Source organism: Pseudomonas sp. CMR5c (genome assembly GCF_003850545.1).
GTDB lineage: Bacteria > Pseudomonadota > Gammaproteobacteria > Pseudomonadales > Pseudomonadaceae > Aquipseudomonas > Aquipseudomonas piscis.
Genome location: NZ_CP027705.1, coordinates 1969221 through 1989941, shown reverse-complemented (window position 1 = coordinate 1989941; position 20721 = coordinate 1969221). Strand labels below are relative to the sequence as shown.

Genomic DNA, 20721 nt, shown 5'->3' with positions numbered 1-20721 from the left:
AACACCCCAGAGCCTGCCTTGAAATACCACGGCAAGGCAAGCCCCGGGGGCCGTCATTTAACGCCCGCCAGGCTCAGAACAACTGGCCCTGGCGCGCCTTCTCCAGGAGCAGGTCCGGCGGGTTGAAGCGCTCGCCGTATTGACGTGCCAGGTACTGGGCGCGGGCGACGAAATCCTGCACCCCGTACTGGTTGATGAACTGCAGCGCGCCGCCACTCCAGGCCGCGAAACCGATGCCGAAGATCGAACCGACGTTGGCGTCGGCCGTGGATTGCAACACGCCCTCTTCCACGCAGCGCACGGTCTCGATGGCCTGGATGAACAACAAACGGTCGCGCACGTCCTGGGGCGAGATCTGCCCGTCGGCCTTGTAGAAGCGCGTACGCAACTGCGGCCACAGGTGTTTCTGGCCACCGGCCGGGTAGTCGTAGAAACCGCCACCGGCGGCCTTGCCCGCGCGCTTGTACTCGTTGAGCAGCAGGTCGATCACGGCGAATGCCGGGTGTTCGATGACAGGCTTGCCTTCGGCTTGCAGGTCCTTGGTGGTCTGCAGGCGAATGTGGCTCATCAGGCTCAGGGACACTTCGTCGGAGATCGCCAGCGGACCCACGGGCATCCCGGCCTTGCGAGCCTCGGTCTCGATCATCGGCGCGGCGATGCCTTCGCCGAGCATGGCGATGCCTTCGTTGGTGAAGGTGCCGAATACCCGGGAGGTGAAGAAGCCGCGGCTATCGTTGACCACGATCGGGGTCTTCTTGATCTGCTGGACGAAATCGAACCCTCGGGCCAGGGTCTCATCACTGGTCTTGGCGCCCTTGATGATTTCCACCAGCGGCATCTTTTCCACCGGGCTGAAGAAATGCAGGCCGATGAACTTGTCCGGATTGGGCACCGCGCTGGCCAGCCCGGTGATGGGCAGGGTCGAGGTATTGGAGGCGATCACCGCCTGCGCACCGACCACCTGCTGCGCCGCCTTGGAGACCTTGGCCTTGAGCTCGCGATCCTCGTAGACCGCCTCGATGATCAAGTCGCAACCGGCCAGGTCGGCATCTTCGGCGGTGGTGAGGATGCGTGCCAGGGTCGCGTCGCGCTGTTCGGCGCTCAGTTGCCCACGGCCGACCTTCTTCTCCAGCAGGGCCGCGGAATGGGCCTTGCCCTTCTCCGCCGCCTCGCGGCTGACATCCTTGAGCACCACCTCGATGCCCGCCACGGCACTGACATAGGCGATGCCCGCGCCCATCATCCCGGCGCCCAGCACCCCGACCTTGCGGGTCGCCTGGGGCGCCACGCCCTGGGGCCGCGAGCCGCCGGCGTTGATTTCATTGAGCTGGAACCAGAAGGTGCCGATCATGTTCTTCGCCACCTGGCCGGTGGTCAGCTCGGTGAAGTAGCGAGCCTCGATCAACTGGGCGGTATCGAAGTCCACCTGGGCGCCCTCAACCGCGGCACAGAGGATCTTCTCCGGTGCGGGGAAGCAGCCCTGGGTCTTGGTGCGCAGGATCGAAGGAGCGATGGCCAGCATCTGCGCCACTTTCGGGTTCGAAGGGGCGCCGCCGGGAATCTGGTAGCCCTTCACATCCCAGGGCTGCTTGGCCGTCGGGTTGCTGGCGATCCAGGCCCGGGCCTTGGCCAGCAGCTCGTCGCGATCGCCAGCCAGCTCATTCACCAGGCCCGCCTGCAGCGCCTGCTGCGCCCGGACCTTCTTGCCCTCGAGCAGATACGGCAAAGCCTTCTCCAGGCCCAGCATGCGCACCATGCGCACTACCCCGCCGCCGCCAGGCAGCAGGCCCAGGGTGACTTCCGGCAGGCCTACCTGCAGCGACTTGTCGTCCAGGGCCACGCGGTAATGGCAAGCCAGGCAGATTTCCCAACCGCCGCCCAGGGCCGCGCCGTTGATTGCCGCCACCACCGGCTTGCCCAGGATCTCCAGCGCCCGCAGTTGGGCCTTGAGGGCCAGAACCATGTCATAGAAGGCCTGGGCCTGTGGTTTGCCGACCTTGATCAGCTCGTTGAGATCGCCGCCGGCGAAGAAGGTTTTCTTCGCCGAAGTGACGATCACCCCGGCGATGTCGGCTTGCTCGGCCTGCAGCCGGGCCAGGGTGGCGGCCATGGCGTCGCGGTAGGCCGCATTCATGGTGTTGGCGCTCTGGCCCGGCATATCGATGGTCAGGACCACGATCTGGTCCTGGCCTTTTTCGTAACGGATGGCATCGGTCATGAAAGGATTCCTTGATATCGGGGCTCAGAGGCGTTCGATGATGGTGGCGATGCCCATGCCGCCGCCGACACACAGGGTGGCCAGGCCATAGCGCTGGCCGCGGGCCTCCAGTTCGTCGAGCAGGGTGCCGAGGATCGCGCAGCCCGTGGCGCCCAGGGGGTGGCCCATGGCGATGGAGCCACCGTTGACGTTGACCTTGGCGGGGTCGATGGCCATGTCCTTGATGAACTTGAGCACCACCGAGGCGAAGGCTTCGTTGACCTCGAACAGGTCGATGTCCTCGACCCGCAGCCCGGCCTTGGCCAGGGCCTTGCGGGTGGCCGGTGCCGGGCCGGTGAGCATGATGGTCGGGTCGGTGCTGGTGACCGCAGTGGCGACGATCCGCGCCCGGGGCTTGAGACCCAGCTCACGTCCCTTGGCCTCGGAGCCGATGAGCATCAGCGCCGCTCCGTCGACGATCCCGGAACTGTTGCCCGGGGTGTGCACATGATTGATCCGCTCGACGTGGCTGTAGACCCGCAAAGCCGTGGCGTCGAAACCCATCTGCCCCATCATCTCGAAGCTCGGCTTGAGATTGCCCAGGCCCTCGAGGGTCGAGTCGGCACGAATGAATTCGTCATGGTCCAGCAGGACAATGCCGTTCTGGTCCTGCACCGGCACCAGGGACTTGGCGAAGGCTCCGGCCGCCCGGGCCCGCGCGGCCTTGTGCTGGGATTGCAGGGCGAACTGATCGACATCCTGGCGGGAGAAGCCTTCGAGGGTGGCGATCAGGTCGGCACCTATGCCCTGGGGCGTGAAGTGGCTGTGCAGGTTGGTCTCGGGGTCCAGCACCCAGGCGCCACCGTCGCTGCCCATGGGTACCCGCGACATGGACTCCACGCCACCGACCACCACCAGCTCCTCGAAGCCGGAGCGCACCTTCATCGCTCCCAGGTTCACCGCCTCGAGGCCCGAGGCGCAGAAGCGGTTGATCTGCACCCCGGCCACGCTGACATCCCAGTCCGCGACCTGCACCGCGGTCTTGGCGATATCGGCGCCCTGGTCGCCGATGGGCGTCACACAACCCAGGACCACATCGTCCACCTGGCTGGTATCCAGCTCGCAACGCTGGCGCAGGGCCCGCATCAGCCCCGCCACCAGGTTCACCGGCTTCACACTGTGCAAGGCGCCATCGGCCTTGCCTTTGCCACGGGGCGTGCGTAACGCATCGAATATCAAAGCTTGGGTCATGACGTCCTCGAACCGTTTGTGCAGGGAGAAAATGTCGAGTTCCCACCTTAGGCGCGGCAGCGTCGGATTCAATGACCGATGCGCTCAGCCGCCTTGACGGTGACGCTCAGACGAACGGTAGGCAGCTAATGGATAGCCCGACCAAGGGTCGCGAGCTGTCTAGCCAAAGGGCGGCCAGGGGGCATCGGGAAGAACTTATAAGGTTTTTATCGAAGCTCGCGATGACGTCATATGAATTGGATCTAAGCCAGGGGATTCAAGGCCCCTAAGGTAGAAACTGTAGGAAGTCCCGGAGGGTCTTTGCACCGGGACAGGTAAGAAAATGGAAACATGGCCGGCCCATAGTGAAGAACAGGGACCGGCTTGCATTGATGCTCAGGAATAACAACAAAAGGCATTCAGCCATGTTCAAACACTCGAAAGTTCGCCAGGCGGGACTCATCCTCTTCGCAACCACGCTGCTGCTGATCTTGCCGAACCTCACCAAGGTGATCGGCTGATTCATGGCGGCTCGATCAACGAGTCATAAAATTGTCCCCGGTTCCTACCGGGGCACGGACTTGTGTGCCAGTCTTCCTGGGGAACATCACGGGGAAGATTCATGCGCCATTGGATTGCACTTGCCGCGCTCTTGAGCGCCTTCAACGCCCATGCCGGGATCATCGACGTCAACCGCGCCGTGGATGAGATCAACGACGGTGCCCTGATCCTGGATCTGCGCAACGACAGCGACTTCGCCGCCGGCAACCTGCACAACTCGCTGCAGGTCAACCTCGAACTGGAAGACGGCACCGGCATCAGCGCCGAGGGCCTGGCCTACCAGCTGCGCAAGGTGGTGCTGGACCCCAACGCCACGGTGGTGATCTACAGCGACACCAACCAGCACGCCCTGGAAGCCGAGGACACGCTGATCCAGCGTGGTTATTTCGGTATCGTGAACGGCGGCAACTACGAAGAACTCCGGGACGCCTTGTTCGATCACGTGTCGCGACCGGACGACGTGCTGCCCGGCAACGAACCCACTGACGACGATCCGACGGCCATCAATTGAAAACCCTGTTCCTGTGCACTGCCCTGTTGCTGAGCATGCCCCTGCACGCCGCACAACTGCTGATCGACCTGGGCTCCGGCAGCCGCGCCTGGCAGACCGAAGAGCTGTTGCGCCACCCCGAGGCCCGGGACATCAGCATCCAGGACGATGTCTCCTACAAACGCCAGATGCGCTACCGCGCGGTCCCGCTGGCCGACCTGCTCCCCGGCCTCAAGCCCGAGGACCACTTGCAGGCCGTGGCCCTGGACGGCTTCGCCGCCGAATTGAGCGCCGCGCCACTGCTCGAACGCCAGGGAGCCCGGGCCTGGCTGGCCATCGAGGATCCACATAAGCCCTGGCCAGCCCTGGCAGCCGGCAAGCCCAGCGCCGGCCCCTTCTACCTGGTGTGGACCAACCCCGCGGCCGGGCATATCAGCCCCGAGCAATGGCCGTTCCAGGTGGCGCGGATCCAGCGCCTGGCGCCGGTGGCCGAACGTTTCCCGGCCCTGCGGCCGGACCCTGCGCTAGCCGCCGATGGCCCGGTGAACCAGGGTTTCGCCCTGTTCCAGAAGAACTGCCTGGCCTGCCACCGGCTCAACGGCGCCGGGGATTCGCAGTTCGGCCCCGACCTGAACGTCCCCTATAACCCCACCGAGTACTTCGGCGGTGACTTCCTCAAGCGCTACATCCGCGATCCACAGAGCCTGAGACGCTGGCCACAGGCGAAGATGCCGGGCTTCAGCAACAGCGTCCTGCCCGATACCGAACTGGAGCTGCTGCTGGACTACCTGCGCCACATGGCCGGGCGCAAGCAGCCCTGAACCCCTCGGTTCGACTAGAGACCCTGGCTATCGCTGGCATAGCCAGAGTCGATTTCACCCACTGCGCATGCCGGCGGATAATCGCCCCCATCGAGCAACACTTCACCTGCCTGATGAAGCCACTGCTGCAAACCTGATGACGCCGACGATCAAAGGATCCGGACTCTCCTGACCGGCTCCCGCTCAAGACCGGTCTTCCCTTTTAGCCACCCTCCCGGGTGGCTTTTTTTTGCCTTTGCGGGCCCTGAAATGCAATTGGCCAACCCGTGGGTTGGCCAATCGTCGGTCTCGGTGCGCTTATCCGGCTATATCAGCCGCCCACGAATCTCGTGCTTCACTCCCCAGCCCTCGATGATGCCGCCCAAGGGCTCGACCACTGCTTCGAAGTCCTGCTCGAAATCACCGATGCCACCATGGGTGGCATACATCACCTTGCTCAGTTCCAGGTACCAGGCACCGTCGTCACGGGGACTGACCTGGGCATTCAAGGATTCGCCGCGAAACTGCCCCGCGGCCCTGCGCGCCCGCTCCTCATCCGGAAAAATGGCGTAGAACTCGATGGGATGAAAGCGTGAAAAATCGAAGCCGCCCTCTTTCATGCGGCGCAGCACGCTGCTGCTGATGTCGTCTTGAAAGGCTGTGCTCATGAAACGTCCTCCTCAAACCGATGGATAGACTTTCCGTGCTTCCCGAATGACAGGCCCAAAAGGCCCGTATCACGACCCGGGGGAGGTCGACAGGAAACAAGCATGGAGCTGGCAAGATCAGGCCTTGGTGAAGAATTCGCTGACCTTGCTTGCAGATTAGCGCCTGCCTCTGGACGCTGCCAGAAATCATGGCCGGTGCCATCTCTGCTACTTACTGGATCGGCGTGATGCTCAGAATCTGAATGCTGTTCTGTTCTTTCAGGCTCTTGAGGGTGGGCGTGTCGGTGCGCCCCTCCAGGTCGTTGAGATCCAGTTCGGCACTCACCGGCAGTAATCTGGCCCGCACCAGCTGCGCGGCACGCTCCAGGGTCGGTGGCTGTTCGCAGTCGAAATGCTCGACGGACTGGACACCATGATCATCAACGAAAGTGACTTGCCACTTTTGCATCAATGCCTCCTCGATGGCCCCTGTATGGGCCCACATAATCTGGACCTTGTGGCCCAGGCAAACGTTCCGCTGCGCCATGGCCCGAAGCCATTAAAAAAGCCGCCCGAAGGCGGCCTTTTGCATGGCGGATGCAACGCTGCGATCAAGGCTTCTCGGCACGGGCCCTGAGTGCCTTCAGGGTGTTGAACGGAGCATCGACCACAAATTTGTTGGCCAGCCAGGAAGGGACACTGCCACCTGGCTCGGTATGGACCTGGTAGGTCACTTCCACCTGGTCGGCGCCCTTGGGCACGAACTTCCAGTAGCCCTCGACCTGGGCCACGCGCACGAAGCCTTTCTCCTCGGGGATATAGGTCGGCACACCCTCCAGCTTGCGGGTCAGGCTGCCGTCGGCGCCTTGGCTGGTGGTGATGTGCAGGACCGAGTCGCGGGCAGTGACCGGCCATGGGGTGTTGAACTGGGTGTAGGTCCAGCTCTGGTCGCCCTCATGCTTGAGCAGCTTCTGGGTCTTGCATTCGTGGATCCAGGAGCAGGCTCCGGCAACGTCTTCTTGCAGCGCGCGGAGCTTGTCGATGGAGGTCTTCATGGTGGTGACACCACGGTAGGCCTTGTACTTGGAGCCGGCCACTTCGCTCAAGGAGATCTTGATGCCGTCTTCGTCCTTGGCCGTCTGCCAGTCTTCGGCCTGGGCCGTTGCCGACAACAGCACGGTTAAACCACAGAGCACAGCGATTCGATGCAGCGAACCCATTGTCTTATTCCTTATTGTTGAAGTTCCGTTCATTGAGAACACCCTAAGCCGCCGTCACTTGCTCCCACCAGCCGATCAGGCGGATGGCTTCTTCACGACTCTGGCCACAGACCTCGGCCTCTGCCTGGAAGGCCCCACACACCGCCGGCCGCTCAGGCAGGCCGAACAGCCCACACAGGTGTTCGACCGAAAGATGCAGGCAACGTTCTCCAGCCGGCTTGCCCTGGGGCATTCCGGGAATCGGGGTGCTGATGGAAGGGGCGATGCAGCAAGCGCCACAACCTTCACGGCAGTTCATGACGAAGATTTCCTCGCGACAAGCAAAGAGTTGGATGACGCCGCACAAGAGTAACCGCTAAAACAGCCGTTTAAAATTACTCGAAGAACGGATTTGACGCACAACCGTGCGTGACTGATCAGTCTCCGACAAAGTGTCGGCCACGACGGTCACAAGGACGGCAAAGAATTTACTGCTTGAACTCGAAATCCAGGGCGGCGCCCTCGATGTCCCGACGCTCTTCCCGACGCAATTGCAGCTGCATCTCGTTGGTGAGCAGGCGGCCGTTGAGCTGGAACGGGGTACTTTCCTTGGGTTTCTCGCCAAACATCGGCGGCAGCAACGGCGCGCGCTTGGGTAATGGCGTGGCGCCCAGGGGTTGCAGGTGCTTGACCATCTCGGTTGGCAGGTTCAAGTCCAGCTTGGGGCTGACCAGCGGCGTCTTGATGTCCTGGTAGGCCCACTTGGACTGTTTGGTGGGAGCAGGCTTCTTGTTTGCCGGTTGGGTCTTGCTGGCCTTGGTTTTACTGGCCGGAGCTTTCTTTACCGGGACTTTCTTTGCCGGTGCTTTGCCAGAGGCTGTCGAATGGTCCGTCCGAGTAGTGCCGGCAGCGGTTTTTTCCACAGGTGCTGCGGCCTCGACGGGCATGGCAGCAACCGCTCCCAACAGGCAGGCACATAACCAGATGGCAGGAAGAAAGGCTTTCATAAAAACAGGCAGATCGAGAACAAGGTGCCTCTATGCTCGCTTGTTGCACGCCCCATGACAAGCACGGGACTGCATTGTCTAGAATCCGCCTGCCGCCTCCTGGCACAACTGGCTGGCGAGCATCCCCAAGGTCATCAGCGCCCGCTCGGCCTCGCGATTCCATGGGGTGCCGCAGTTGAGGCGTACGCAGTGGTTGAACTGCTCGGTATTGCTGAAGATCAACCCGGGGGCGATGCTGATGCCCTGTTGCAGGGCCCGGACATGCAATTCCTGGGTGTTGACCCGCCCCGGCAAGCTGACCCAGAGGATAAAGCCGCCAGTGGGCCGGGTGATCTGCGTGCCCTCCGGGAAGTACTGCTGGACCGCCAGCTGGAAGGCGCTGAGGTTCTTGCGATACTCCTGGCGGATGTAGCGCAGGTGCCGATCGTAGCCGCCGTTCTCAAGGTAAGCCGCGACGGCCATCTGGGTCACGCTGCAGGCCGAATGGGTGCTGAAGGTCTGCAGGCGCTGGATTTCCTGCTGGTACTTGCCGGCGATCATCCAACCGATGCGTACGCCGGGCGACAAGGTCTTGGAGAAACTGGAACAGTAGATCACCCGGTCCAGGCGGTCATAGGCCTTCAGGGACTTGGTGCGGCCGACCTCGAACATCAGCTCGCCGTAGATATCGTCCTCGACCACCTGGATATCGAAGTCCGACGCCAGGCGCAGCAACTGCTTCTGCCGCTCCTCGGGCATGGTGCCGCCCAGGGGATTGCTCAGGCGCGTGGTCAGCACCAGGGCCTTGATCGACCACTGGTTGGCTGCCAGTTGCAAGGCCTCCAGGCTCATGCCGGTGGATGGATCGCTGGGGATCTCGATGACCTTGAGCCCCAGCAAGTCGGCCAGTTGCAGCAACCCGTAATAGGTCGGCGACTCGGCGGCGATCAGGTCACCGGGTCGGGTCAGGACCCGCAGCGACATCTGCAGCGCGTCGACGCAACCGTGGGTGATCACCACTTCGGACGGGTCGACCACCACGCCGGCATCGCGCATGCGAATCGCCACTTGGCGCCGCAGCGGCTCGAATCCCGGGCTGAACATGTAGCTGAAGGCGCGAGGGCTATGGAAGCGCGTGACCTTGGCCAATTGCTGGTGCAGTGCGCGCACGGGCAGGTAGTCGACGCTGGGCACCGCGGCCCCCAGGGGAAACACCCCTTCCCGGCGCGACTCCACCAGCACCTGCTGGATGATACTGCTGCGAGTGACCAGCCCCGGACGCTCGACCCGGGCGATATCCGGCGTCGGCGCGGTGAGCGCAGGCGTCTGGTGCACGTAGTAGCCCGACTGCGGTCGCGCGCGGATCAGCCCCTGGTCTTCCAGGTTGGCGTAGGCCTGCAGCACCGTGGCGTGGCTGACATTGAGCTGCGAGCTCATCTTGCGCACCGACGGTACGCGCTCCCCAGGCTGATAGACACCACGGCGAATATCCTCAGCCAACTGCTGAGCGATACGTTGATAGAGCAAGAGATTGGTCATGGCGCAGCACCCGATTTCACGGTGTTTTATTCTTGTGTGAAACAATACCGGCACAGTTTAGAAGTGTACTGGGACAGTTTCCACAATAGTCGAGGACACCAGGCAGTGAAAAGCACCACGGCAAGTTTTTTCCAGCCGTTGGGCAGGCATAAAAAAACCCGATGCGGCCAGGCATCGGGTTTTTCATGAAAGCTGGCAAAACCTCAGCGTGCGGCGCCGAGCTGGCCCTTCTCATCGGAGAAAACGATCTCTACCCGACGGTTCTGCGCCCGGCCGCGCTCGGAAGCGTTGGCCTCCACCGGATAGTCGTCGCCATAACCCTCGACCTGGATGCGTTTTTCGTCGACGCCCAGGTCCACCAGCACATCCGCCACTGCCTGGGCCCGGTCGCGGGACAGCTGCAGGTTGCCCTGATGTTCACCGGTATTGTCGGTGTACCCCTCGATCCGCACCACGCGCTTGGAATTGAGCTGGAGGAACTGGGCCACCTTGAGCACGATGCGGTTGGCGGAGTTATTGAGCTCCGCCTCGCCGGTATCGAACTGCACATCCCCCAGGGTCATCACCAGGCCTCGATCGGTCTGGGTGGTGGCCATGTTGAGGATCTGCTCCTCCAGCCACTTGCCCTGCTGTTGCACGCTGATCAACTTGGCTTCACGCAGGGCCAGTTGCAGGCGCTGGCGCTCCAGCTCGAGCTTGGCCGCCCGCTCCTGGTTCAGCGTCTGCTCGGTATGCTCGCGGGCAATCTCGCTGTAGCGGCGGCTCAGGTAGGCGTAATGCTCCACGTCGCTGCCGCTGCCCCAGTAGCTGGACAGACGATCGGCACGAGCGAGGGACTCACCGGCGCGGATCACATCCTTGGGGGCGACCCGAAGGACATTGGAGTCTTCCTTGACCTTCTGGAAGTCGTTGCCGGCTTGTTGCAGCGCTTCCTCGCTCTGCTGGCCGGCACATCCCAGGAGGCTGGCGCCAGCCAGCAACACCGCGGCACCCAAGAGCGGCTTGGAAATCTTCATTGGGCATCCCCCAGTTGCTTGCGCAGGCGAGTGATGCGGGTCTCGAGCATATTCACCTGCTCCCGGCTCTTCTGGGTCAGGACCTTGGCCTCGGCCAGGCGCGCATCCAACTCCGCCTGCTCGGCACGGACCCGCGCCTTCTTGTAGGACTCATCCTGCATATTGCCCTGGGCCCGGGAAAACTTGTCTTCGGCCAGCTTCAACTCCGGCACATCCTCGGCCGAGGCTCCCACGGCCTTGGCCTGCTCCAGGGCCTGGGCAGTGAGGCGCATCTGCTCGTTGGGGGCTGGGTCTGAGGCACAACCCGCCATGGCCAGCAGGGCCAAGGCAGCAAAAAGAGGTCGAATAGTCACACGAGATTCCTACGGTTTGGGACTGCTGACGGGTTGCTGCAACTGGGCCTTCCAACGCTCGAGATTGCGCTGCAACAGGGCCTCCGTCAGACCGGACGCGGGCAATTCTGTCATCTTTTTCGCCAGCTGTCCGCGCAACCATGGGTCATTGCAGGCAGAGTTGTGGGACAGCGCCAGGAACAACCCGGGCTTGTCGATGGGCAGGGGAAATGCCGCCAGGTCGGCGGCCATTCCCAGGGACTGGGCCATGACCATGCCGGCGTAGCGTGGCGCCAGCACATAGTCGAACTCGCCCAGCAGCAGTTTCTGGAAAACCTGGGTCAGGTTCGGCAGGCGCTTGAGCTGCAATTGCTCCTTGGCCAAGGCCTGGAATGGCTGGGTCAGGCGGGCCTTTTCCGAAACGGCGCCGGAGTGGCCCTGCAAATCGGACAACTGGCGGTAATCCAGGGTCGTTTCCTTGCGCGTCCAGACCAGATAGTCGTTCTGCACCAGGGCCGGGTGGATATAGTCCAGGGACTCCAGCTCGTCGAGGGTCAACGGGGCATCGGCGAGCATGTCCATGCGCCCGGTACGCACCTCCTCGAGCGCCTCGGAACGCTTGCCGGCGTACAGCAGCTCGACCTTGAGCCCCAGCTCCCCGGCCACCTGTTGCAGCAAGTCGGCGCTGGCACCGATCAGGTGCCTGGGATCCTGTGGATCACGCCACAGGTAGGGTGGCGCATCGGGACTGCCGGTCACCACCAGCCGCTCGCACTTGCCCACCGCCATCGCCAGCGAGGGCAACAGCGCCAGCCCCAGCAACACGGGCCAACCACTCATGCGGCGCAGTTCCATGACATCACTCCCTCGATAAACGACAGACAAAAAAAACCCGGCCATGAGGCCGGGCTCTTTATAAGTGAAGCGGCTGGATTAGACCAGCTTCTCCAGCTCAGGTACGGCTTCGAACAGGTCAGCCACCAGGCCGTAGTCAGCCACCTGGAAGATTGGCGCCTCTTCGTCCTTGTTGATCGCGACGATCACCTTGGAGTCCTTCATGCCCGCCAGGTGCTGGATCGCGCCGGAGATACCGACAGCGATGTACAGCTGTGGCGCGACGATCTTGCCGGTCTGGCCGACCTGCATATCGTTAGGCACGAAGCCTGCGTCCACGGCCGCGCGGGAAGCGCCGACCGCAGCGCCCAGCTTGTCGGCCAGGGCGTACAGGTGCTTGAAGTTGTCGCCGTTCTGCATGCCGCGGCCGCCGGAAACGACGATCTTGGCAGCGGTCAGCTCAGGGCGATCGGACTTGGCCAGCTCTTCGCCGACGAAGCTCGACTTGCCAGCATCGTGGGCCGCGCCGACAGTTTCCACCGCCGCCGAACCACCTTCGGCGGCAACGGCGTCGAAGCCGGTGGCGCGCACGGTGATGACCTTGACCGCAGCAGTGGACTGCACGGTGGCAATGGCGTTACCGGCATAGATCGGACGCTTGAAGGTGTCGGCGCTTTCTACCGAGATGATCTCGGAGATCTGGTCGACGTCCAGCTGGGCAGCAACCCGCGGCAGGATATTCTTGCCGTTGGAAGTGGCGGCAGCCAGGATGTGGCTGTAGCCAGCGCCCAGCTCGGCAACCAGCGGTGCGACGTTTTCCGGCAGTTGGTGCGCATAGGCAGCGTTGTCGGCTACCAGCACCTTGGCCACGCCAGCGACTTTGGCAGCAGCCTCGGCCACGGCGCCAACGCCTTGACCGGCCACCAGCACGTGAATGTCGCCACCGATTTTGGCAGCAGCAGCCACGGTGTTCAGGGTGGCCTGGGCCAGCGCTTTGTTATCGTGTTCAGCGATTACCAAGATAGTCATGATCAGATTACCTTCGCTTCGTTTTTCAGTTTCTCGACCAGTTCAGCCACCGACTTGACCTTGATGCCTGCGCTGCGTGCAGCCGGCGCTTCGACTTTCAGGGTCTTGTTGGTGGAGGCGGTGGAAACGCCCAAAGCATCAGGAGTCAGCGTCTCGAGCGGCTTCTTCTTGGCTTTCATGATGTTCGGCAGCGACGCGTAGCGTGGCTCGTTCAGGCGCAGGTCGGTGGTGACGATCGCTGGCAGGTTCAGCGCAACGGTCTGCAGGCCGCCATCGATTTCACGGGTGACGTTGACCTTGTCCCCAGCCACTTCGACCTTGGAGGCGAAGGTGCCTTGGGCGTAGCCGCTCAGGGCAGCCAGCATCTGGCCGGTCTGGTTGTTGTCGCTGTCGATGGCCTGTTTGCCCAGGATCACCAGCTGTGGCTGTTCCTTGTCGACCACGGCCTTGAGCAGCTTGGCCACGGCCAGGGAGGTCAACTCTTCAGCGGATTCGACGAGGATCGCGCGATCGGCACCCAGTGCCAGGGCGGTACGCAGCTGCTCTTGGGCAGTAGCAGGACCGATGGAGACGACGACGATTTCAGTCGCCACGCCTTTCTCTTTCAGGCGTACGGCTTCTTCCACTGCGATTTCGCAGAAAGGGTTCATCGACATCTTGACGTTGGCGAGGTCGACGCCGGAGTTGTCCGCCTTGACGCGAACCTTGACGTTATAGTCGACCACTCGTTTGACAGCTACAAGAACCTTCATGGATTCCTCGTTACTCTCCGGTGAAAAGAAAGTCGCCTAGGCGAGAACCTGGCGGTTGATGCTCATCGGCACAAGGGCACCTCCAAAAACGCCGGCACACTAAGGTTGACCTTGCTCACGGGACGATGACCGTTCGTCAGTGGCGACCGACGAGTCATTCATTATCGCGGCGTGTAAACTGCGCACCTTCAAGCTGCGCGGCGCATCACCTTCACTGCCTTTGCCCTGTCTTTAGAGGTGCTCTTGAGACCAACAGTCAGCCTACGGCGAGCGCAAAACCGACCGTATCTTGACCGGAACACCTTTTCCGGTCAATACGGCAAAATGGCCGTTCATGAGCCGCGCTTCTTTGATTTACCTGGCCTGCGGCAATTTCAAACAAACGTTTGTATTGGACGCTAGGAGTGGTGTAGATATAATGCGCCGCCCAGAGAGAAAGGTCGGCCGTCCCTCCCCTCTCCCCCCATCGGCGATGGGAGAAAGCGGGACGCAATGCCAAACCTCCAATTAGAAAAAACCGTTGAGCCTTGAGTAGGAGATAGCCTAGTGGAACGCGAATACATGGAATTCGACGTAGTCATCGTCGGTGCCGGCCCCGCAGGCTTGTCCGCCGCTTGCCGCCTGAAGCAGAAGGCTGCAGAAGCAGGCAAGGAAATCAGCGTCTGCGTCGTTGAAAAAGGCTCCGAAGTCGGTGCCCACATCCTTTCCGGCGCCGTGTTCGAACCACGGGCCCTGAACGAACTCTTCCCTGACTGGAAGGAACTGGGCGCCCCGCTCAACACCCCGGTCACCCGCGACGACATCTATGTCCTGCGCAACGGCGAAGCCGCCACCAAAGTTCCCGACTTCTTTGTGCCCAAGACCATGCACAACGAAGGCAACTACATCATTTCCCTGGGCAACCTGTGCCGCTGGCTGGCCCAGCAGGCCGAGAACCTGGGCGTGGAAATCTACCCAGGCTTCGCCGCCCAGGAAGCCCTGATCGACGAAAACGGCGTGGTTCGCGGCATCCTCACCGGCGACATGGGCGTGGATCGCGAAGGCCATCCCAAGGACGGCATGTACACCCCGGGCATGGAGCTGCGCGGCAAGTACACCCTGTTCGCCGAAGGCTGCCGTGGCCATATCGGCAAGCAGCTGATCAAGCGCTTCAACCTGGACAGCGACGCCGACGCCCAGCACTACGGCATCGGCCTCAAGGAAATCTGGGAAATCGACCCGGCCAAGCACCAACCGGGCCTGGTGGTACACACCGCCGGCTGGCCGCTGGACATCATGGGCACCGAGAACACCGGCGGCTCCTTCCTCTATCACCTGGAGAACAACCAGGTGGTGGTCGGCCTGATCGTCGACCTGTCCTACGCCAACACCTACCTGTCGCCGTTCGATGAATTCCAGCGCCTCAAGCACCACCCGGTGCTCAAGCAATACCTGGAAGGCGGCAAGCGCATCAGCTACGGCGCCCGTGCCATCTGCAAGGGTGGCCTGAACTCGCTGCCGAAGATGGTGTTCAAGGGCGGCGCGCTGATCGGCTGCGACCTGGGCACCCTGAACTTCGCCAAGATCAAGGGCAGCCACACCGCCATGAAGTCCGGCATGCTGGCCGCCGATGCCGTGGCCGATGCGCTGCTGGCCGGTTCCGAAGGCGCCGACGAGCTCAACAGCTACGTCAGCGCATTCAAGTCCAGCTGGCTGCATGACGAGCTGTTCGCCAGCCGCAACTTCGGCCCGGCGATCCACAAGTTCGGCGCCATCGTCGGTGGCGGCTTCAACTGGGTCGATCAGAACCTGTTCGGCGGCAAGCTGCCGTTCACCCTGCACGACACCAAGCCGGACTACGCCTGCCTCAAGCTGGCCAAGGACTGCGTGAAGATCGACTACCCGAAACCCGACGGCAAGCTGAGCTTCGACAAATTGAGCTCGGTGTTCATCTCCGGCACCAACCATGAAGAAGAACAGCCTTGCCACCTGAAGCTCACCGACCCGAGCATCCCCCTGGGCCGCAACCTGCCGCTGTACGACGAGCCAGCCCAGCGCTACTGCCCGGCCGGCGTGTACGAAGTGGTCACCCAGGAAGACGGCGAGAAGCGCTTCCAGATCAACGCCCAGAACTGCGTGCACTGCAAGACCTGTGACATCAAGGACCCTGCGCAGAACATCACCTGGGTTACCCCGGAAGGTTCCGGCGGCCCGACCTACCCGAACATGTAAGTCGACGCCCTGCGAAAAGGCCCCCAAATGGGGGCCTTTTTCATTCCAGCATTCAAGCTACGCGCTCATCCCCAGGGCTGCGCTCGAAGTAGCGCTTGTACTCGCGGCTGAATTGCGAGGTGCTCTGGTATCCCACCCGATGAGCCACCTGGGCCACGCCCAACCCCTCGCCCAGCAGCAATTGCTGGGCCTTGAGCAACCGCAAGCGCTTGAGGTACTGCACCGGCGACAACAAGGTGCTGCGCTTGAAATGCTCATGGAAGGTCGAAGTACTCATATTGGCGCAGCGGGCCAGGGTCTCGACGTTCAACGGCTCGGTGTAGTGCTGGTGCAAATGGTTGAGCGAGGCGGCGACCCGGGCGAAATGCCCCTGCTGCTCCACCAGTGCCCGCAAGGCTTCGGCCTGGGGTCCGCGCAAGGCAGCGAACAGCAGCTCACGGACCCGCGCCGGTCCCATGACCTTGCACTCCAGGGGATCGTGCAGGCAGCGCAACAAGCGCTCCACGCAACCGCGCATGCTGTCGTCGAGGACCACCGAGGTCATGGACTCCAGGGTCTGCGCCGCAGCAGCCGGCCCATCGCCGATGCCCATGGCCAGCACCAGCTCCCTGAGCATGGCGCGGTCGATACCGATGGAGATTCCCAGCAGCGGCGCGTTGGGCAAGGCGAAGGTTTCGCACTCGAAGGGCACCGACAGCGCCTGGATCAGGTAATGCCCGGCGCCGTACTCCAGGGTCCGGGTGCCCAGGTAGGCCAGCTTGCTGCCCTGGACGATGATCATCAGGCTCGGCTCGTAGATCTGCGGCCCCCGGGCCACATCGCGACTGGCCCGCAGCACCTGGATCCCGGGCAAGGCAGTAGCGGCGAAGCCCTCGCGACTGGCCAGGGGCTCGAGCAGCGCGACCAGGGGGGCATTGGCGTCCAGATGGCGGGTCAACAACATATGGGCAAACTTCATGCAAGAGAGGGGATACCAGCATCATCGCAGGTCCGTTGGCCAATGCCCCGTGAAAACCGTCGATGGCGGAGGAATAGGCATGACATGCCGAGGAATCGCCATGGTTGCCCGCAAGCCTCGCGCCGACAATGCGCCGCCTCACTTGTCAGCGCTTTGCGAGGTTCACCATGTACACCGCCATCGGCTATGCCGCCCAGTCGGCCACCACTCCCCTCGCCCCCATGAGCTTCCAGCGGCGCAGCCCGCGCCCGGACGACGTGGCCATCGAGATCCTCTACTGCGGCGTCTGCCACTCCGACATCCACCAGGCCCGCAACGAATGGGGCATCGCCGTGTACCCGCTGATGCCGGGCCATGAAATCATCGGCCGGGTCACCGCCGTCGGCTCCAGCGTCAACCTGCATAAGGTCGGCGACCTGGTCGGCGTCGGCTGCATGGTGGACTCCTGCCGCCAGTGCGAGGCCTGCGCCGCCAACCTGGAACAATACTGCCTGCAGGGTCCGACCTTGACCTATGCCTCGCCAGACCGGGTCGATGGCAGCAACACCATGGGTGGCTACTCCGACAGCATCGTGGTCAGCGAGCATTTCGTGGTGCGCATCCCCGAGTCCCTGGACCCGGCCAGCGCCGCGCCGATCCTCTGCGCCGGCATCACCACCTACTCGCCGCTCAAGCACTACGGCGTCAAGGCCGGGGACAAGGTGGGGATTCTCGGCATGGGCGGCCTGGGCCACATGGGCATCAAGTTCGCCAAGGCCCTGGGGGCCGAAGTGACCTTGTTCACCCGCTCGGCGAGCAAGGCCGAGGAAGCCCGGCAACAAGGCGCGGATCACGTGGTCGTGTCCACCGACCCGGCGCAGATGCAGGCCGCGGCCGGGCAGTTCGACTTCCTCCTGGACACCATCCCGGTGGCCCACGATCTCAATCCCTACCTCGATACCCTGCGCTTTGACGGCGTGCACATCCTGGTGGGCCTGATCGAACCGGTGGACCCGGCACTGCACGCCGGCAAGCTGGTGATGGGCCGCCGGGTGCTGGCCGGCTCGTTGATCGGCGGCATCGCCGAAACCCAGGAAGTGCTGGATTTCTGCGCCGAGCACGGCATCCGTTGCGACATCGAGATGCTGGATATCCGCCAGATCAACCAGGCCTACGAGCGCATGATCAAGGGCGACGTGAAATACCGCTTCGTGATCGACATGGCGACCCTCAAGGGCTGAGTCACCCTGAAGTACGGCGCCAGCGACCCGGATCGCTGGCGCCCGCGCCTCAACCCCGGGCGAAGGCGCGCAGCACCTCGCCATCCATGCGGTACTTGACCCACTCCTCCTGGGGCTGCGCGCCCAGGGACTTGTAGAACTGGATCGCCGGTTCATTCCACTCCAGCACACTCCACTCGAAACGCCCGCAGTCGTTGTCGCAGGCGATCTGCGCCAGGTGCCGCAACAGTTGCTTGCCGGCCCCTCCCCCACGCTGCTCGGGGGTGATGTAGAGATCCTCCAGGTACAGGCAGTTGCTGCCCAGCCAGGTGGAATAGCTGAAGAAGAACACCGCAAAACCGATCGGTACGCCGTCGCGCAGGCACATCAGGCCATGGGCCGTGGCGCCTTCGCTGAACAGGCTGCGCTCGATGTCGGCGACGCTGGCGATCACCTCGTGACGGGCTCGCTCGTAGTCGGCGAGTTCGGTGATGAACGCAAGGATCTGCAGGGCATCGCTGGGCAGCGCAGGGCGAATTTCGACGGTCATCGGCGGGTCTCATGGCGGAATCAGGTCGGCCATATTAAAACGACAGCCGAAAGACATGCACGGGCATTTCTCCGCCATCGGCCATCCATGCTCCGTACCGGCCTTGCCCCCATCGACACTTATCACCACCGGCGCCAGCGGTTAGAGTGACGGCCCAACCGCCAACCGGAGCCTGCCCATGACTTTCGCGCCCCTGGAGTCCTTGGCCGCCAGCCTGCTGCCCCATGCCTTCGAGCCCCACGACGACGGCGCCCACGACCTGTCCCACCTGTATCGGGTGTGGAGCAACGTCCGGCGTATCGCCGCAGAGGAAGGCGGCGACCTGCGCCTGTTGCTGGCCGCGACTCTGCTCCATGACTGCGTGAACGTGGAAAAAAGCTCGCCGCTGCGCTCCCAGGCGTCACGGCTCTCGGCAGAGCGGGCGCGGCAGATCCTGGCCGACCTGCACTGGAGCGCCAGCGATATCGAGGCCGTGGCCCATGCCATCGCCACCCACAGTTTTTCCGCAGGACTGACGCCGACCACCCTGGAAGCGCGAATCCTCCAGGATGCCGATCGTCTCGACTCCCTGGGCGCGCTCGGCGTGGCTCGCACCTTTTATGTCTCGGGGCGCCTGGGGCGGGCCCTGTATGACCCGGCCGACCCACGCGCCAACCACCGCGAACTGGATGACTCGCGCTTCACCCTGGACCACTTCCAAAGCAAGCTGCTGCACTTGGCCGAAGGTTTCCAGACCGCCGCCGGCAGCCGCCTGGCCCAGGTCCGGCATGAGCGCCTCGTACGCTTTCGCCAGGAGCTGCTGGAGGAAATCGGCCAATAGCGCCCGCTCTTACTCCGCTGCCGGCTAACCCTGAGGCAGCGAGGAATACAACCAACACCCGCCACCGTCATGCTAGAAAGCCCCGCATAACCACAAGCATAAAGAGGCGCCTGCATGTCCCCCTGTTCTATCCCGGCCACCCGCGTCCCCGGCCCGGTGTTCGGCTTGCTCTGCCTGGGCAGCTACCTGTTATCGCTGTCCTATGGCTCGACCTTCCTCCTGGCGTTGCTGATCGGCAGCCACGGCGGCAACGAACAGGACGCCGGCCAAGTGATTGCCGTGGCGATGCTCAGCACTTTCGCCGCGGTGATCGGATCCGGCCACCTTTCGGACTGGCTCGGCGCCGCCCGCTCGGTGGCCTGCTTCGGCAGCCTGCTGGCCGTGGCCTGCCTGGGGTTCGCCCTGAGCCCGGGGGTTGGCCCGGTGCTGCTGGGGTTCGGCCTGCTCCTGGGGCTGGGCTGGGGGGTGTTCTATACCCTGGGCCCGATCATCGTCGCCATGCTGGTGGAGCCGGCCCACCGAGCCCGCTACTTCGCCCTGCTCTCGGGCAGCATGATGACCGGCATCGGCAGCGCGCCACTGCTGGGGCGCCTGGCCAGTGCCCTGGGCTATCCGTTGAGCAGCGCCTTTTTCATCGCTGCGGCAGCCAGCCTGCTGGGCGTGCTGATCTTCTGGAGGCTGGCTGGCCAGTTGCGCAACCAGGCCAACCACCTGCAGGCCACTGCGGCACGAATCACCTGGAGTGGCAGTGCCCGCGTCCTCAGGTCCGGGGCGTCGCTGCCGATCCTGATGGTGGGCCTGGGCGGTTGCGTCTTCGGCGGCTTGTCGAGTTTCCAGACCAGCTACGGCCCCTCCAGGGGCGTGGATTACTCGCTGTTCTTCATCGGTTTCATGAGCGCGGCCATCGCCAGCCGGATGCTGCTGGCCGGCCTGGTGGTCAAGCGTGATCCGTACCGCGCCGCCTGCCTGCTGTCGGGGCTGATGGTGGTGGCGGTCCTGCTGTTGCTGTTCGTCGTGGACAGCAGCACCAGCTACTTGCTGGCTGCCATGGTGCTCGGGGTCGGCTATGGCTTGACCTACTCGGTGATCAACGGCCAGGCAGCCAATGAAGCGCCACCGGGCCACACCTCGCAGGCATTGCTGCTGTTCAGCCTGGCGTATTTCATCGGCGTGTTCGGCTTCCCCTGGCTGGCCGGCAGGCTCATCGTCGGCTCCGGCATCCAGGCCCTGCTATCCACCGTCCTGGCGATCGCCGTGCTGAACTGGCTGATCAGCCTCGGACGCCTGGGCTGGCGGCAGCGCCAGCGACTCCAGGCCCGGGAAACCTGACACCGTTCGTCGCGTCCCCGGCACCAAGGCCCCGTCCGGGCG

Annotated in this window: 21 protein-coding genes; 6 read left to right on the top strand and 15 right to left on the bottom strand. The window is 63.3% G+C overall.

The features are described 5' to 3' along the window. Positions 1–73 precede the first annotated feature (73 nt). Positions 74–2218, bottom strand: coding sequence for a 3-hydroxyacyl-CoA dehydrogenase NAD-binding domain-containing protein (locus C4K40_RS09355; RefSeq protein ID WP_053135851.1), 2145 nt, complete (start codon positions 2216–2218; stop codon positions 74–76). A 24-nt stretch (positions 2219–2242) separates the two neighbouring features. After that, a complete protein-coding gene (locus C4K40_RS09350; protein ID WP_053135849.1) occupies positions 2243–3448 on the bottom strand; it encodes an acetyl-CoA C-acetyltransferase in 1206 nt (401 codons plus the stop codon). Between the two features lie 601 nt (positions 3449–4049). On the opposite strand from C4K40_RS09350, the gene C4K40_RS09345 reads away from it, so the two are divergent. Beyond that, a complete protein-coding gene (locus tag C4K40_RS09345; RefSeq protein WP_031321273.1) occupies positions 4050–4499 on the top strand; it encodes a rhodanese-like domain-containing protein in 450 nt (149 codons plus the stop codon). Positions 4500–4534: 35 nt separating this feature from the next. Next, positions 4535–5299 carry a cytochrome c gene (locus C4K40_RS09340; RefSeq protein ID WP_053136003.1) on the top strand — a complete coding sequence of 255 codons (765 nt, stop codon included), beginning with the start codon at positions 4535–4537 and terminating at the stop codon, positions 5297–5299. Positions 5300–5604: 305 nt separating this feature from the next. Here C4K40_RS09340 and C4K40_RS09335 read toward each other — a convergent pair whose 3' ends face one another. From C4K40_RS09335 to C4K40_RS09285, 11 genes are all read right to left on the bottom strand, one after another. Beyond that, positions 5605–5946 (bottom strand): ribonuclease E inhibitor RraB, encoded by a 342-nt coding sequence (locus C4K40_RS09335; protein ID WP_022643205.1) that lies wholly within the window; start codon positions 5944–5946, stop codon positions 5605–5607. Between the two features lie 211 nt (positions 5947–6157). Beyond that, positions 6158–6394: a hypothetical protein gene (locus tag C4K40_RS09330; protein WP_031321271.1), complete on the bottom strand. Its 237-nt coding sequence runs from the start codon at positions 6392–6394 to the stop codon at positions 6158–6160. A gap of 142 nt (positions 6395–6536) precedes the next feature. Further along, positions 6537–7145, bottom strand: a complete 609-nt coding sequence (locus C4K40_RS09325) for an START domain-containing protein (protein WP_053135847.1) — start codon at positions 7143–7145, stop codon at positions 6537–6539. A 43-nt stretch (positions 7146–7188) separates the two neighbouring features. Continuing rightward, positions 7189–7443 (bottom strand): YkgJ family cysteine cluster protein, encoded by a 255-nt coding sequence (locus tag C4K40_RS09320; RefSeq protein ID WP_053135844.1) that lies wholly within the window; start codon positions 7441–7443, stop codon positions 7189–7191. Positions 7444–7612: 169 nt separating this feature from the next. Then, positions 7613–8131: a hypothetical protein gene (locus tag C4K40_RS09315; RefSeq protein WP_053135840.1), complete on the bottom strand. Its 519-nt coding sequence runs from the start codon at positions 8129–8131 to the stop codon at positions 7613–7615. Positions 8132–8209: 78 nt separating this feature from the next. Next, on the bottom strand, positions 8210–9649 hold the full coding sequence (locus tag C4K40_RS09310; protein WP_022643200.1) for a PLP-dependent aminotransferase family protein: 1440 nt from the start codon (positions 9647–9649) through the stop codon (positions 8210–8212). Between the two features lie 203 nt (positions 9650–9852). Continuing rightward, positions 9853–10665, bottom strand: coding sequence for an OmpA family protein (locus C4K40_RS09305; protein ID WP_053135837.1), 813 nt, complete (start codon positions 10663–10665; stop codon positions 9853–9855). Continuing rightward, complete coding sequence (locus C4K40_RS09300; RefSeq protein WP_031321268.1) at positions 10662–11018, bottom strand: DUF4398 domain-containing protein; 357 nt, start codon at positions 11016–11018, stop codon at positions 10662–10664. The genes C4K40_RS09305 and C4K40_RS09300 overlap by 4 nt, the downstream gene beginning before the upstream one ends. A 9-nt stretch (positions 11019–11027) precedes the next feature. Further along, positions 11028–11852 carry an ABC transporter substrate-binding protein gene (locus C4K40_RS09295; RefSeq protein ID WP_022643197.1) on the bottom strand — a complete coding sequence of 275 codons (825 nt, stop codon included), beginning with the start codon at positions 11850–11852 and terminating at the stop codon, positions 11028–11030. A gap of 78 nt (positions 11853–11930) precedes the next feature. Further along, complete coding sequence (locus C4K40_RS09290) at positions 11931–12860, bottom strand: electron transfer flavoprotein subunit alpha/FixB family protein (protein WP_022643196.1); 930 nt, start codon at positions 12858–12860, stop codon at positions 11931–11933. A 2-nt stretch (positions 12861–12862) separates the two neighbouring features. After that, positions 12863–13612, bottom strand: coding sequence for an electron transfer flavoprotein subunit beta/FixA family protein (locus C4K40_RS09285; RefSeq protein WP_031321267.1), 750 nt, complete (start codon positions 13610–13612; stop codon positions 12863–12865). Between the two features lie 546 nt (positions 13613–14158). Here C4K40_RS09285 and C4K40_RS09275 point away from each other — a divergent pair. Beyond that, positions 14159–15823, top strand: coding sequence for an electron transfer flavoprotein-ubiquinone oxidoreductase (locus C4K40_RS09275; protein WP_022643194.1), 1665 nt, complete (start codon positions 14159–14161; stop codon positions 15821–15823). 52 nt (positions 15824–15875) lie between these two features. Here the strand turns inward: C4K40_RS09275 and C4K40_RS09270 are convergent, their stop codons facing one another. Beyond that, positions 15876–16766, bottom strand: a complete 891-nt coding sequence (locus C4K40_RS09270; RefSeq protein ID WP_053135834.1) for an AraC family transcriptional regulator — start codon at positions 16764–16766, stop codon at positions 15876–15878. Positions 16767–16948: 182 nt separating this feature from the next. Between C4K40_RS09270 and C4K40_RS09265 the strand changes: the two genes are divergently transcribed. Beyond that, a complete protein-coding gene (locus C4K40_RS09265; RefSeq protein ID WP_053135831.1) occupies positions 16949–18001 on the top strand; it encodes an NAD(P)-dependent alcohol dehydrogenase in 1053 nt (350 codons plus the stop codon). Positions 18002–18050: 49 nt separating this feature from the next. Here C4K40_RS09265 and C4K40_RS09260 read toward each other — a convergent pair whose 3' ends face one another. Continuing rightward, complete coding sequence (locus tag C4K40_RS09260) at positions 18051–18530, bottom strand: GNAT family N-acetyltransferase (protein WP_022643191.1); 480 nt, start codon at positions 18528–18530, stop codon at positions 18051–18053. Positions 18531–18708: 178 nt separating this feature from the next. Between C4K40_RS09260 and C4K40_RS09255 the strand changes: the two genes are divergently transcribed. Next, complete coding sequence (locus C4K40_RS09255; protein ID WP_022643190.1) at positions 18709–19350, top strand: HD domain-containing protein; 642 nt, start codon at positions 18709–18711, stop codon at positions 19348–19350. A 114-nt stretch (positions 19351–19464) separates the two neighbouring features. Next, entirely contained in the window at positions 19465–20679 is a 1215-nt protein-coding gene (locus C4K40_RS09250) for an MFS transporter (RefSeq protein ID WP_053135829.1), read from the top strand. Positions 20680–20721 lie beyond the last annotated feature (42 nt).

Coding starts and splice junctions, on each gene's coding strand:
- C4K40_RS09355 (WP_053135851.1), bottom strand. CDS start 2,218: ATGACCGATGCCATCCGTTACGAAAAAGGCCAGGACCAGATCGTGGTC.
- C4K40_RS09350 (WP_053135849.1), bottom strand. CDS start 3,448: ATGACCCAAGCTTTGATATTCGATGCGTTACGCACGCCCCGTGGCAAA.
- C4K40_RS09345 (WP_031321273.1), top strand. CDS start 4,050: ATGCGCCATTGGATTGCACTTGCCGCGCTCTTGAGCGCCTTCAACGCC.
- C4K40_RS09340 (WP_053136003.1), top strand. CDS start 4,535: ATGCCCCTGCACGCCGCACAACTGCTGATCGACCTGGGCTCCGGCAGC.
- C4K40_RS09335 (WP_022643205.1), bottom strand. CDS start 5,946: ATGAGCACAGCCTTTCAAGACGACATCAGCAGCAGCGTGCTGCGCCGC.
- C4K40_RS09330 (WP_031321271.1), bottom strand. CDS start 6,394: ATGCAAAAGTGGCAAGTCACTTTCGTTGATGATCATGGTGTCCAGTCC.
- C4K40_RS09325 (WP_053135847.1), bottom strand. CDS start 7,145: ATGGGTTCGCTGCATCGAATCGCTGTGCTCTGTGGTTTAACCGTGCTG.
- C4K40_RS09320 (WP_053135844.1), bottom strand. CDS start 7,443: ATGAACTGCCGTGAAGGTTGTGGCGCTTGCTGCATCGCCCCTTCCATC.
- C4K40_RS09315 (WP_053135840.1), bottom strand. CDS start 8,131: ATGAAAGCCTTTCTTCCTGCCATCTGGTTATGTGCCTGCCTGTTGGGA.
- C4K40_RS09310 (WP_022643200.1), bottom strand. CDS start 9,649: ATGACCAATCTCTTGCTCTATCAACGTATCGCTCAGCAGTTGGCTGAG.
- C4K40_RS09305 (WP_053135837.1), bottom strand. CDS start 10,665: ATGAAGATTTCCAAGCCGCTCTTGGGTGCCGCGGTGTTGCTGGCTGGC.
- C4K40_RS09295 (WP_022643197.1), bottom strand. CDS start 11,852: ATGGAACTGCGCCGCATGAGTGGTTGGCCCGTGTTGCTGGGGCTGGCG.
- C4K40_RS09290 (WP_022643196.1), bottom strand. CDS start 12,860: ATGACTATCTTGGTAATCGCTGAACACGATAACAAAGCGCTGGCCCAG.
- C4K40_RS09285 (WP_031321267.1), bottom strand. CDS start 13,612: ATGAAGGTTCTTGTAGCTGTCAAACGAGTGGTCGACTATAACGTCAAG.
- C4K40_RS09270 (WP_053135834.1), bottom strand. CDS start 16,766: ATGTTGTTGACCCGCCATCTGGACGCCAATGCCCCCCTGGTCGCGCTG.
- C4K40_RS09265 (WP_053135831.1), top strand. CDS start 16,949: ATGTACACCGCCATCGGCTATGCCGCCCAGTCGGCCACCACTCCCCTC.
- C4K40_RS09260 (WP_022643191.1), bottom strand. CDS start 18,530: ATGACCGTCGAAATTCGCCCTGCGCTGCCCAGCGATGCCCTGCAGATC.
- C4K40_RS09255 (WP_022643190.1), top strand. CDS start 18,709: ATGACTTTCGCGCCCCTGGAGTCCTTGGCCGCCAGCCTGCTGCCCCAT.
- C4K40_RS09250 (WP_053135829.1), top strand. CDS start 19,465: ATGTCCCCCTGTTCTATCCCGGCCACCCGCGTCCCCGGCCCGGTGTTC.